The following is a 12,680-nucleotide window of genomic DNA, read 5'->3' as shown; positions in this document are numbered from 1 at the left end:
GTTCGAGGACGCGATGAAGGACAAGCTGGTGACGTTGATCGGCGGCGGCGGGTTCGCCGGACGCTATATCGCCCAGTCGCTGCTGAAGGCCGGCGCGCGGGTGCGGATTGCGCAGCGCGATCCGCGCGCGGCGTGGTTCCTCAAGCCACTGGGCGGCCTTGGCCAGACCCAGTTCGTCGTCGCCGACGTGACCCGCCCCGACAGCCTGACCCGCGCGCTTGCCGGGTCGGACGCGGTGGTCAATCTGGTCGGCGTGTTCGGCAACAGCATGGATGTGGTCAACGCGCGCGGATCGGGCAATGCCGCCAAGGCCGCTGCGGCGGCGGGCGCGACCAGTTTCGTCCAGATGTCCGCGATCGGCGCCGATAGCGACTCGCCCTCGGCCTATGGCCGGTCGAAGGGCGATGGCGAGGCGGCGGTGCGCGCGGCGTTCCCGACGGCCACGATCCTGCGCCCCAGCCTGATGTTCGGGCGCGAGGACCAGTTCGTGAACCGCTTCGCCGCGCTCGCCGCGTCGCTGCCGTTCGTCCCGGTGCTCAAGGGCGGGACCAAGATCCAGCCGGTGTGGGTCGCCGATGTCGCGCAGGCGGTGACGCGCGCGATCGCCGAACCCGCCCGCTATGCCGGTCACACATTCGATCTGGGCGGTCCGGACGTGATGAGCTTCACCCAGTTCCACCACTGGCTGCTCGAAGCGATCGGGCGCGATAAGCCGGTCGTCGAGCTCCCCGATGTCGTCGGCGCGGGGCTGGCCTCGCTCGGATTCCTGCCTGGCGCGCCGATCAGCTGGGACCAGTGGCTGATGCTGCAGCAGGATAATGTCGCATCGGGCGACGGCCTGGCCGCATTCGATATTGCGCCGACGCCGCTCGCCGCAGTCGCGCCGCACTGGCTGGTCCAGTATCGCAAGCATGGCCGGTTCGCGGGCGCGCGCCACGCCTGACCGCCGCATCCCCCGGCAGATTTGAACAGCCGGGCGCACCCGGCGGAGGACACGCGCCGTGAGCGACATCGCGATCTACATCATCCTCGGCATTATCGAGGGGCTGACCGAATTCCTGCCCGTGTCGTCGACCGGGCATCTGATCCTTGCGGGCGAGCTGCTCGGCTTTACCGGCGAAGGATCGGTGGCGTTCAAGGTGGCGATCCAGCTCGGCGCGATCCTGGCGGTGCTGGTCGCTTACTGGCGGCGCTTCTGGGGCATCGGCATGGGCCTGTTGCGCGGCGAGCGCGAGGCGATCTGGTTCACCCGCAACATCCTGATCGGGTTCCTGCCCGCGATGCTGATCGGCGCGGTCGCCTATGAGGGGATCCGCGCGCTCATCCAGTCACCGATGACCGTCGCAGTCGCGCTGATCGTCGGCGGCATCGCGATCCTCGTCATCGAGCGCATGGTCAAGGTGGTAAAGGTCGAGCGGGTCGAGACGATGCCGCTCACAACCGCGGTCACGATCGGACTGGTCCAGTGCATCGCGATGATCCCGGGCGTCAGCCGGTCGGGTGCGACGATCATGGGCGCGTTGCTGATGGGCGTCGAGCGCAAGACGGCGGCTGAGTTCAGCTTCTTCCTTGCCGTGCCGACGATGGCCGGGGCGACCGCCTATTCGCTGTACAAGGACCGCGACCTGTTGAGCGCCGACGACCTAGGCGGCATCGCGATCGGGCTAGGCGTGTCGTTTGTCGTCGCGCTGCTTGTTGTAAAGGCGTTCGTGAAAATCGTCGGCCGCTTCGGCTTTGCACCCTTTGCCTGGTACCGGATCGCACTCGGTGCGGCGGCGATCCTCTTCCTCTCCTTGCGTTAAGGGCCGATTCGGACCTGGATTTGAAATGATGTTGCGCAGGTGACAGGCTCACTTTGAAAACCGCAGTTAATAGGACAGCATAACTGCCCTAATAGCCCATTTTTGCGTGACTCATGAGGCAAATCCTGCCATCCGCGCCGCATGGCAAAGGATGTGATGCTTCAATTCGTCGATCGTGCTCAGGCATTTCCGCCCAAGCGCGATCCGGACCTGCGCGCGGAGGATTTCCGCGAGATCGCGGAGCGCTACGCGCCGTCGACGGCCGAGGATCAGGCCGGGCGCTGTTCGCAATGCGGCGTGCCTTACTGCACGGTGCATTGCCCGTTGCATAACCACATCCCCGACTGGCTGCGCTTGACCGCCGAGGGGCGGCTGCGCGAAGCCTATGAGCTGTCCAACAGCACCTCGACCATGCCCGAGATTTGCGGCCGCATCTGTCCGCAGGACCGGCTGTGCGAGGGTAATTGCGTGATCGAATCCTCCGGCCACGGCACGGTCACGATCGGGTCGGTCGAAAAGTTCATTACCGACACCGCCTGGGATCAGGGCTGGGTCGAGCCGTTGCAGCCCGGCCCCGCGCGCGGCCAGTCGGTCGGCGTCATCGGCGCGGGTCCGGCGGGCCTGACTGCGGCGGAATATCTGCGCGTGCTCGGCTATGACGTGCATGTCTATGACCGCCACGACCGCGCGGGCGGGCTGCTGACCTATGGCATCCCCGGCTTCAAGCTGGAAAAGCACATCGTCACGCGCCGCACCGATCGGCTGGCGGCGGGCGGCATCGTGTTTCACCTCGGTTTCGACGTCGGCAAGGATGCGACGCTGGAGCAGCTGCGCCAGAAGCACGACGCGCTGCTGATCGCGACCGGCGTGTACAAGCCGCGCGTGATCAAGGCGCCGGGCGTCGGCGCGAACGGGGTGGTCGATGCGCTCGATTATCTGATCGCGTCGAACCGCAAGAGCTTTGGCGACAGCGTGCCGGCGTTCGAGGACGGGAGCCTCAATGCCGCGGGCAAGAATGTCGTGGTGATCGGCGGCGGCGACACCGCAATGGACTGTGTCCGCACCGCAATCCGTCAGGGCGCGGAATCGGTGAAGTGCCTGTATCGCCGCGACCGCGCCAACATGCCGGGCAGCCAGCGCGAAACCGCCAATGCCGAGGAAGAAGGCGTCGAGTTCGTCTGGCTCTCTGCCCCCGAAGCGTTTGAGGGCGGCGAGCAGGTGACGGCGGTCAAGGCGGTCGGCATGCGCCTCGGCGCCCCCGATGCCAGCGGCCGCCGCGCGCCCGAACCCGATCCCGACGCGAAGTTCGACGTCCCCGCCGATCTGGTGATCAAGGCGCTTGGCTTCGATGCCGAAGACCTGCCGGTATTGTTCAACGCGCCCGCGCTGGGCGTCACCCGCTGGGGCACGGTGCGCACCGATGCGCGCACGATGATGAGCAACCTCGACGGCGTGTTCGCCGCGGGCGACATCGTCAAGGGCGCGAGCCTGGTGGTGCAGGCAATCCGTGACGGGCGTGATGTCAGCGAGCGGATGCATGCTTGGTTGAAGGCGAAGGCAAAAGCGCCCCGGAGCAAGGAACGGGTCGCAGCATGACGATCGCCATCTGCCTGTTCATCACCGCGCTCGCCGGGGCGCCGGTAGCCAGCGCAACCGCACCGCTAGCTGCAGAGACAGCGCCGACTGTTTCGCCGGCCGCGTTGAAACTTGCAGCGACCACGAATCCTGCCGAGGGCATAACGTCCGAAAGTGATCGACTTTTTACCGGCGGAGAACTCGCGGAAAGCATGCGGGCGGACCCCGAGATGGCTGAAACCGAGCGAGAATATCCCGGTTTGATTGATCATATCGCTGCCCAGATGAGACCGACGATCGAGCGTCAGGTTATGGCGTCCCTTCCGACCCTGTGGAACCGATTGGCCCGGATCTACGACGCCAATCTTACTCCGGCAGAGATTGATCAGGCGCAACGCTATTATGGCTCAAGCGCAGGGTCGCGCCTCATCCGCGCGGTAAGTCGGCATTTCGACTATAAACCCATGCTGAGCGAGTCCGCGCAGGACGAGGATGTCAGCACCACCAGCATGCGTCAGGGATTAGCAGCCGGAATGCCCGCGATCATTGCCCAGATGTCGTCTGAGGATCAGGCGGCTTTGATGGCGTTTGCACGCACGCCGACGTTTACCAAAATTCAGAAGATAAATCCGGAAATCGCGCGGGTGAAGGCGGCGTGGGTGAATGAATCCACCCCTGAGGCAGATGCCGAGCTTGAGGCCGTCGTCACAAAGGCGGCGGAAGAGTTTATCGCTCAGAAGGAAGCGAAGAAGTGACCGACGAAACCCAGCACGAACGCCTCGCCCGTGAAGGCATGTACCGCCCCGAATTCGAGGGCGATGCCTGTGGCGTGGGCATGGTCGCGGCGATCGATGGACAGCCGTCGCGCCGCGTGGTGCAGGGCGCGATCGATGCGCTGAAGGCGGTGTGGCATCGCGGCGCGGTCGATGCCGATGGCAAGACCGGCGACGGCGCGGGGCTGCATGTCGATCTGCCGCTGCGCTTCTTTGACGATGCGGTGCTCGCCAGCGGGCATCGCGTGCTGCCCAACCGGCTTGCGGTCGGCATGATCTTCATGCCGCGCGTCGATCTGGGCGCGCAGGAGGCGTGCCGCACGATCGTCGAAAGCGTGCTGATCGACGCGGGCTACACCATTTATGGCTGGCGCCAGGTGCCGGTCGATGTCTCGGTCATCGGGCAAAAGGCGCAGGCGACCCGGCCGGAGATCGAGCAGATCATGATCGCCGGGCCGATGCCCGATGAACAGAGCGAGGCCGAGTTCGAGAAGAACCTCTACCTCGTCCGCCGTCGCATCGAAAAGCGGATCATCGCGGCGCAGATCAGCGGCTTCTACATCTGTTCGCTGTCGTGCCGGTCGATCATCTACAAGGGGCTGTTCCTCGCGGAATCGCTGAGCGAATTCTATCCCGATCTGCGTGACGAACGCTTCGTTTCCCGCGTCGCGATCTTCCACCAGCGCTATTCGACCAACACCTTCCCGCAATGGTGGCTGGCCCAGCCGTTCCGCTGCCTCGCCCATAATGGCGAGATCAATACGATCCGCGGCAACAAGAACTGGATGCTCAGCCACGAGATCAAGATGGCGGCGACCGCGTTCGGCGAGCATTCGGAGGATATCAAGCCGGTGATCCCGGCGGGTGCGTCCGACACCGCCGCACTCGACGCAGTGTTCGAGGCGATCTGTCGCTCGGGCCGCGACGCGCCGACCGCCAAGCTGATGCTGGTGCCCGAAGCGTGGCAGGCGATCGACGCGATGCCCGACAAGCATCTCGCGATGTACAAATACCTCGCCAGCGTGATGGAGCCGTGGGACGGCCCCGCTGCGCTCGCGATGACCGATGGCCGCTGGGCGGTTGCTGGCGTCGACCGCAACGCGCTGCGCCCGCTGCGCTACACCCGCACGTCGGACGGGCTGCTCGTGGTCGGCTCGGAGACCGGCATGGTCCAGATCCCCGAGGCAACCGTGGTCGCCAAGGGGCGGCTGGGGCCGGGTCAGATGATCGCGGTCGATCTGGAAGAAGGGCGTTTCTACACCGATGGCGAGGTCAAGGACCGCATCGCCGGGGAATATGATTACGCGTCGATGATCGGCGAGTTCATGGGGCTCGACGACCTGCCCGCCGCAACCGATGCGGCGCCGGCCTGGACCCGCGCCGAGCTGACCCGCCGCCAGGTCGCGGCCGGACAGTCGCTGGAGGATATGGAGCTGATCCTCTCGCCGATGGTGACCGACGCCAAGGAGGCGGTCGGCTCTATGGGCGACGATACGCCGCTGGCCGTGATCAGCGACAAGCCGCGGCTGATCAGCCAGTTCTTCCGCCAGAATTTCAGCCAGGTGACCAACCCGCCGATCGATTCCTTGCGCGAACGGCATGTGATGTCGCTCAAGACGCGGTTCGGCAATCTCGCCAACATCCTCGACACCGCGCAGACCGCGAACAAGGTGCTGGTGCTCGAAAGCCCGGTGCTGACCAATGGCGATTGGGCGCGGCTCAAAAGCTATTTCGGCGCGCAGGCGGCGGAGATCGACTATAGCTTCCCCGCCGGTGGTGGGCCGGAGACGTTGCGCGCGGCGATCGCCGATATCCGGCTTCAGGCCGAACAGGCGGTGCGCGCGGGCAAGACCGAGATTTTCCTGACCGACGAGGCCGTCGGCCCCGACCGCATCGCCATTGCCGGCGTGCTGGCGGCGGCGGCGGTGCACACGCACCTCGTCCGCAAGGGGCTGCGCAGCTATGCCAGCGTCAACATCCGCACCGCCGAATGCCTCGACACGCATTATTATGCGGTGCTGATCGGCGTCGGCGCGACTACGGTGAACGCCTATCTGGCCGAAGCCGCGATTGCCGACCGCCATGCGCGCGGCCTGTTTGGCGAGCTGTCGTTCGAACAATGCCTGAAGAATCATCGCAAGGCGATCGACGAGGGGCTGCTCAAGATCATCTCAAAGATGGGGATCGCGGTGATCTCCAGCTATCGTGGCGGCTATAATTTCGAGGCGGTTGGCCTGTCGCGCGCGCTCGTGAACGACTTCTTCCCCGGCATGCCCGCGAAGATTTCGGGCGAGGGCTATGCCTCGCTGCACCTCAATGCCCAGATGCGCCACGATGCCGCCTATGACAGTGCGGTTGCGACGCTCCCGATCGGCGGCTTCTACCGCCAGCGGCATGGGGGCGAGACGCATGCGTACAGCGCGCAGTTGATGCACACGCTGCAGACGGCGGTGTCGACCGATAGCTATTCGACCTATCTGCAATTCGCGCGCGGGGTCCGTGACCTGCCGCCGGTGTATCTGCGCGACCTGCTCGAATTCAACTTCCCGACCGAGGGCGTTGCGATCGATCAGGTCGAGGCGATCACCGAGATCCGCAAGCGCTTCGTGACGCCCGGCATGTCCTTGGGCGCGCTGTCGCCCGAGGCGCATGAGACGCTGGCGATCGCGATGAACCGCATCGGCGCCAAGGCGGTGTCGGGCGAGGGCGGTGAGGATTCGGTTCGCTACAAGCCCTATTCCAATGGCGACAACGCCAACAGCTCGATCAAGCAGATCGCGTCGGGCCGGTTCGGCGTCACCGCCGAATATCTCGGCGCGTGCGAGGAAGTGGAGATCAAGGTCGCACAGGGCGCCAAGCCCGGCGAGGGCGGGCAGCTGCCCGGGTTCAAGGTGACCGAGTTCATCGCCCGACTGCGCCATTCGACGCCGGGCGTGACGCTGATCTCGCCGCCGCCACACCACGACATCTATTCGATCGAGGATCTGGCGCAGCTCATCTACGACCTCAAGCAGATCAACCCGCGCGCGCGGGTGTGCGTGAAGCTGGTGTCGAGCGCGGGCATCGGCACCGTCGCGGCGGGCGTGGCCAAGGCACATGCCGACGTGATCCTCGTCGCCGGCCATGTCGGCGGCACGGGCGCGTCGCCGCAGACGTCGGTCAAGTATGCCGGCACGCCGTGGGAAATGGGGCTGAGCGAGGTCAACCAGACGCTCACCCTCAACGGTCTGCGCGGCCGGGTGCGGCTGCGCACCGATGGCGGCCTTAAGACCGGGCGCGACATCGTCATCGCCGCGATCTTGGGCGCCGAGGAATTCGGCATCGGCACGCTTTCGCTGGTCGCGATGGGCTGCATCATGGTGCGTCAGTGCCACAGCAACACCTGTCCGGTCGGCGTGTGCACGCAGGATGAGCGGCTGCGCCAGAAGTTCACCGGATCGCCGGAGAAGGTCATCAACCTGATGACCTTCATCGCCGAGGAAGTGCGCGAGATCCTCGCCAAGCTCGGCTGCAAAAGCCTCGACGAGGTGATCGGGCGCACCGAATTGCTGCGTCAGGTCAGCCGCGGTGCCGAGCATCTCGACGATCTCGATCTCAACCCGATCCTGGCCAAGGTCGACGCAGACGAGAGCGAGCGCCGCTTCAGCCTGTCGACCTGGCGCAACGCCGTGCCCGACAGCCTCGACGCACAGATCATCGCCGACGCACGCGCCGTGTTCGAACGCGGCGAGAAGATGCAGCTCGCCTACAACGTCCGCAACACCCACCGCGCGGTCGGCACGCGGCTGTCGAGCGAGATCACGCGGACCTTCGGCATGTCGAAGCTCAACGATGGCCACGTCCAGATCCGCCTGCGCGGATCGGCCGGCCAGTCGCTTGGCGCATTCCTGTGCAAGGGCGTGACGCTCGAAGTGTTCGGCGATGCCAACGACTATGTCGGCAAGGGCCTGTCGGGCGGCACGATCATCGTGCGCCCGCTGGTCAGCTCGCCGCTCGCCAGCCAGGACAATACGATCATCGGCAACACCGTGCTCTATGGCGCGACCAGCGGCCGGCTGTTTGCCGCGGGTCAGGCGGGCGAGCGCTTTGCGGTGCGCAATTCGGGCGCGCAGGTGGTGGTCGAGGGCTGCGGCGCCAATGGCTGCGAATATATGACCGGTGGTGTCGCGGTGGTGCTGGGTGAGGTCGGCGCGAATTTCGGCGCGGGCATGACCGGCGGCATGGCGTTCATCTATGACGAAAGCCGCAGCTTCGACGCGCGCGCGAATGGCGAGAGCATCGTGTGGCAGCGCCTGTCCTCGCTGCATTGGGAAGCGGTGCTCAAGAACCTGATCACTGACCATGCCGAGGCAACCGACAGCAAATGGTCGCGCGGACTGCTCGAGGATTGGGACCGGGTGCGCGGCCATTTCTGGCAGGTGGTGCCGAAGGAGATGCTGACGCGGCTGGCGCATCCGCTGGATGACAGCGTGGAGATGGTCGCGGCGGAGTGAGCTGATGCTCCACATCGATCGTCGAGAGGTGGGAGCTGCGGTCGCGGTTGGCGGGCTGATTTGCTTGATCTTTCTAATGGCCTGGGCGCTTCAGCCTGACCGCGATGGAGAGCCGATCTCGACCAGCGCCACGGTTGTGTCCGCCCAGCCGTTCGTGCCTATCAACAAGTATCGGCGGACGGTGACACGGACGAACTTTTCCATGCGTCTGGATGATGGTCGCGACGTGTGGGTATCTGCTGCTGCGGGCTGCGTACCGACCTACAACAGGGGGGACCGTGTAAGGCTGATCGCGACGCGCACGAATGGCGGACGCGTCCAGTGGAAGATCGTTGGCGATCGGTGCGTGATCTAAACCTTCCTCCCTTTACGCCCCACGCCCCACGCGCCTATGCCGGTCAGCATGTGGCAGCTTTACCAATTCCCCCTGTGCCCCTTCTCGCGCAAGGTGCGGCTCGTTCTGGGTGAGAAGGGCGTTGGCTATGAGCCTGTCCGCGAATCGCCTTGGGCGCGGCGCGACGAGTTTCTCGACATGAACCCGGCGGGACAGACCCCGGTGATGGCCGACGATCGCGGCGTCGTGCTGATCGATTCGGTCGCGATCTGCGAGTTTTTCGAGGAAACGGTGAGCAAGGCGGCCCTGCTCAACGGCACTGCCGCCGATCGCGCGGAAATTCGGCGGCTGGTCAGCTGGTTCGACAACCAGTTTTTCCGCGACATCACCGGGCCGTTGCTCAACGAGCGGATGATCAAGCGCATCGTCCAGCGCGCCACGCCCGACAGCGGCGCGTTGCGTGAGGCGATGAAGGCTGCGGTCGCGCATCTCGACTATATCGATTTCCTGCTCGACCATCGCACCTGGCTGGGCGGTGCGACGATGAGCCTCGCCGATCTGGCCGCAGCGGCGCAGATCAGCGTGGCCGATTATCTCGGCGGGATCGACTGGAAGAGCCATGAGCAGGCCAAGCGCTGGTATGTGGGCATGAAGAGCCGCCCGAGCTTTCGCCCGTTGCTGGCCGAGCGGATGGAGGGGATCAACCCGCCGTCGGATTACGAGAAGCTCGACCTGTGAGCGCGGCGAGCGCGGTCGTCATCGGCGCGAGCGGCGGGATCGGCGGCGCGTTTGCCGATGCGCTGGATGAGGAAGCGACCTATGCCAAGGTCTGGCGCTTTGGCCGCTCGCTTAACGGGGACGCGCAGCTCGACCTGACCGATGAGGCGAGCATCACCGCCGCCGCCGCGCGGGTCGCGGCCGGGCCGCCCCCATCGCTGATCTTCGTTGCGACCGGCATTTTGAGCGAGGGCGAGCGCGGGCCGGAAAAGGCGCTGCGCGACCTCGACCCCGACTGGCTGGCGCGCGTGTTCGCGATCAATACGATCGGCCCCGCGCTGGTCGCCAAGCATTTCCTGCCGCTGCTGCCGCGCACCGGCACGCCCGTGTTCGCGGCGCTGTCGGCGCGGGTCGGGAGCATCAGCGACAACCGCCTTGGCGGCTGGCACGGCTATCGTGCGTCCAAGGCGGCGCTCAACATGCTGATCCGCAACTTCGCGATCGACGCCCGCCGGCGGAACGATCGGTCGATCGTGGTCGGGCTGCACCCGGGCACGGTGGACACGAAGCTGTCAGAGCCGTTCCGCGGGACGGTCGCGCCGGGCAAGCTGTTCGACGCCGAGCGCGCGGCGCTGCAATTGCTGGATGTGGTCGAGGGCTTGAAGCCAGTCGACAGCGGAAAGTGCTTTGCCTGGGACGGGGTCGAGATTCCAGCTTAACGGGTAATACGCCCCACATCCGTTTGCCCTGAGCTTGTCGAAGGGCGGCTTCCCGCCCTCACCATGGGCGGGCATCATGCTTCGACAAGCTCAGCACAAACGGCTTAACTCGACCCCTCATCGGGGTGCGAGACCTCTAAAACTCGTCCTCGGGGACCTGTTCGCGCCGCCGTTCGTCGCGCCGACCGCGATCGCGCGGCTCTTCGACCAGCTCGTCCTCTGGCGGGCCTTCACGGCGCGGACGGGTCATTTCGATGCTGCCGTCGCGGTTGACGCGCACGCCCAGCTCGCGGCCACCAAAGCTGCCCTCGAGTTCGATCCCGTCCTCGATGAAGTTCTCGCCTTCCTCGACCAGAATGTCGGAGACATTCTCGACCACCGGTTCGGGTCGCGGGCGCGCGGCAACGCCCAGCGCCTGGCTCATGAAGTCGCGCCACACGCGGGCCGGGGCACCGCCGCCGGCCAGCCCGGCATTGGGGCTGTTGTCGTCATTGCCCATCCACACGCCGGTGATGATGCCGTTGGAATAGCCGAGGAACAGCGCGTCGCGATTATCCTGCGTCGTCCCGGTCTTGCCGAAGGTATCGATCGCCAGCGCGGCACTGCGCCCGGTCCCCTCGCTCACCGTCGCGGCGAGCAGCTCGCGCATCCCCTCGAGCTCGCGGCGCGACAGCGACCGCGTGGCACCGGTCAGGCGCTCGGCCCAGCCCGGTTCATCGGCATCGGCCAGCCCGCGCGGGCGCACCGGCGTGGTGCCGCTGGCGATTGCGGCATAGGCGGCGGTCAGCTCGATCAGCGACACGCTCGACGTGCCGAGCGCGATCGTGGCTTCGCTGGGAATGGGCGATGTGATGCCGAGGTCACGCGCAGCACGGATCACCGCCGGAACGCCGACCCGCTGGGTCAGCCGCGCGGCGGCGACGTTGCTCGACCGCGCGAACGCCTCACGCAACGTGATCGGGCCGCGATAGCGCCCGTCGCTGTTCTTCGGGCTCCAGTCGCCGATGGTGATCGGTTCGTCCTGGACGATCGAATCCGGCGTCATCCCTGAGCGCAACGCGGCGAGATAGACGAACAGCTTGAAGGTCGATCCCGGCTGGCGCTGCGCCTGGGTCGCGCGGTTGAACGGCGAGGCCGCGTAATTCTTGCCGCCGACCATCGCGATGACGCGGCCATCGGGGCGCATCGCCACGATCGCGACCTGCGACTTGCGCAGCGCGGCGTTGCGCACCGCGCGTTCGGCCGCGCGCTGCATCCGCGCCTCCAGCGTCGTCGTCACTGTCGTGTTGGTGGCGATCTCACCCGACCGGTCGCGCGCCTCAGGCAACACCCAGTCGGCGAAATAGGTGCCGCTTGGCAGCGTCTTGACCTTGGACAGGCGCAGGCGCGCGGGCTGAACCGCCTTTCCCTCCGCCTCGGTCAGGAAACCAGCATCGACCATCGTGCTCACCACTACCGCCTGGCGCTCACGCGCGCCGGACAGGTTCGATGACGGGGCGAGCCGCGACGGCGCCTTGACCAGCCCCGCCAGCATCGCCGCCTGCGCCACGGTCAGGTCGGTCGCCGGGCGGCTGAAATAATGGCGCGCGGCGGCGTCGAGGCCGTATTGGTTGTCGCCGAAATAGACGTTGGACAGATAGCGCGAGAGGATCTCATCCTTGGTCAGCCACGCCTCAAGCCAGAAGGCAATCAGCACTTCCTGAAATTTCCGGCCAAAGGTGCGGTCGGAATTGAGGAAGGCGTTCTTTGCCAGCTGCTGGGTGATCGTGCTGCCGCCCTGACGGCCGTTGTCGGTGAACATGTTGTTCACGAAGGCGCGCAGGATGCCGCGTGGATCGACGCCCCAATGCGACTGGAAGCGGCGATCCTCGACCGCGACGAATGCCTGTACGACATGCTCCGGTAGTTGCGACGCATCGACCGGCTTTCCGACCACCGCGCCGGTGCGCGCGATCGGCGTGCCTTCGGCTGACAGCAAGGTGATCGACGGCGGCACCGGCGGTTCGAGCGATTTGGAAAGCGGCGCGGTCAACACCAGCCAGGCAACCGCAGCCAGGAACAGCAGGATCAGTACCGCCAGAATACGCGGCACCCAGCGCCATTTCCGGCGCCGGACGATGACGGGCAGGTTGACGGTATAGTCGCCAAGCGGCGGCTGCGCGCCTCCGCCAGCCGGGGGCTGGGGCGGGACCGTCGGGCCGCGGGGGTCCGCGATCTCGGGATAAAGGGTGTCGTAACGCATGGAACCGGGCACTGTATTAGGCCCT

At 66.0% G+C, this 12,680-nt stretch carries 9 protein-coding genes; 8 read left to right on the top strand and 1 reads right to left on the bottom strand.

Annotated features, from left to right (window positions below; translation table 11 throughout):
* The first annotated feature begins 13 nt into the window (after nt 1-13).
* The 8 genes from K9B35_RS12340 to K9B35_RS12305 all read left to right on the top strand — a co-directional run bounded on the left by K9B35_RS12340 (nt 14) and on the right by K9B35_RS12305 (nt 10,413).
* A complete protein-coding gene (locus tag K9B35_RS12340) occupies nt 14-943 on the top strand; it encodes a complex I NDUFA9 subunit family protein (RefSeq protein ID WP_224922247.1) in 930 nt (309 codons plus the stop codon).
* A gap of 58 nt (nt 944-1,001) precedes the next feature.
* Nucleotides 1,002-1,802: an undecaprenyl-diphosphate phosphatase gene (locus K9B35_RS12335; protein WP_224922136.1), complete on the top strand. Its 801-nt coding sequence runs from the start codon at nt 1,002-1,004 to the stop codon at nt 1,800-1,802.
* 141 nt (nt 1,803-1,943) lie between these two features.
* Complete coding sequence (locus K9B35_RS12330; RefSeq protein ID WP_224922135.1) at nt 1,944-3,398, top strand: NAD(P)-dependent oxidoreductase; 1,455 nt, start codon at nt 1,944-1,946, stop codon at nt 3,396-3,398.
* Nucleotides 3,395-4,132, top strand: a complete 738-nt coding sequence (locus K9B35_RS12325) for a hypothetical protein (protein WP_224922134.1) — start codon at nt 3,395-3,397, stop codon at nt 4,130-4,132. The genes K9B35_RS12330 and K9B35_RS12325 overlap by 4 nt, the downstream gene beginning before the upstream one ends.
* Before the next feature lie 38 nt (nt 4,133-4,170).
* A complete protein-coding gene (gltB, locus tag K9B35_RS12320) occupies nt 4,171-8,643 on the top strand; it encodes a glutamate synthase large subunit (protein ID WP_224922246.1) in 4,473 nt (1,490 codons plus the stop codon).
* A gap of 4 nt (nt 8,644-8,647) precedes the next feature.
* Complete coding sequence (locus K9B35_RS12315; RefSeq protein ID WP_224922133.1) at nt 8,648-8,998, top strand: hypothetical protein; 351 nt, start codon at nt 8,648-8,650, stop codon at nt 8,996-8,998.
* A gap of 48 nt (nt 8,999-9,046) precedes the next feature.
* Entirely contained in the window at nt 9,047-9,715 is a 669-nt protein-coding gene (locus K9B35_RS12310; protein ID WP_224922132.1) for a glutathione S-transferase family protein, read from the top strand.
* Nucleotides 9,712-10,413, top strand: a complete 702-nt coding sequence (locus tag K9B35_RS12305; RefSeq protein WP_224922131.1) for an SDR family NAD(P)-dependent oxidoreductase — start codon at nt 9,712-9,714, stop codon at nt 10,411-10,413. Before K9B35_RS12310 ends, K9B35_RS12305 begins: the two co-directional genes overlap by 4 nt.
* Nucleotides 10,414-10,549: 136 nt before the next feature.
* Here K9B35_RS12305 and K9B35_RS12300 read toward each other — a convergent pair whose 3' ends face one another.
* A complete protein-coding gene (locus K9B35_RS12300) occupies nt 10,550-12,655 on the bottom strand; it encodes a transglycosylase domain-containing protein (RefSeq protein WP_224922130.1) in 2,106 nt (701 codons plus the stop codon).
* Nucleotides 12,656-12,680 lie beyond the last annotated feature (25 nt).

It is taken from the genome of Sphingomonas sp. R647 (genome assembly GCF_020177055.1).
GTDB lineage: Bacteria > Pseudomonadota > Alphaproteobacteria > Sphingomonadales > Sphingomonadaceae > Sphingomonas.
This window is presented reverse-complemented; position numbering and strand designations above follow the sequence as displayed.

Coding starts and splice junctions, on each gene's coding strand:
- K9B35_RS12310 (WP_224922132.1), top strand. CDS start 9,047: ATGTGGCAGCTTTACCAATTCCCCCTGTGCCCCTTCTCGCGCAAGGTG.
- K9B35_RS12300 (WP_224922130.1), bottom strand. CDS start 12,655: ATGCGTTACGACACCCTTTATCCCGAGATCGCGGACCCCCGCGGCCCG.
- K9B35_RS12340 (WP_224922247.1), top strand. CDS start 14: ATGAAGGACAAGCTGGTGACGTTGATCGGCGGCGGCGGGTTCGCCGGA.
- K9B35_RS12325 (WP_224922134.1), top strand. CDS start 3,395: ATGACGATCGCCATCTGCCTGTTCATCACCGCGCTCGCCGGGGCGCCG.
- gltB (WP_224922246.1), top strand. CDS start 4,171: ATGTACCGCCCCGAATTCGAGGGCGATGCCTGTGGCGTGGGCATGGTC.
- K9B35_RS12330 (WP_224922135.1), top strand. CDS start 1,944: ATGGCAAAGGATGTGATGCTTCAATTCGTCGATCGTGCTCAGGCATTT.
- K9B35_RS12315 (WP_224922133.1), top strand. CDS start 8,648: ATGCTCCACATCGATCGTCGAGAGGTGGGAGCTGCGGTCGCGGTTGGC.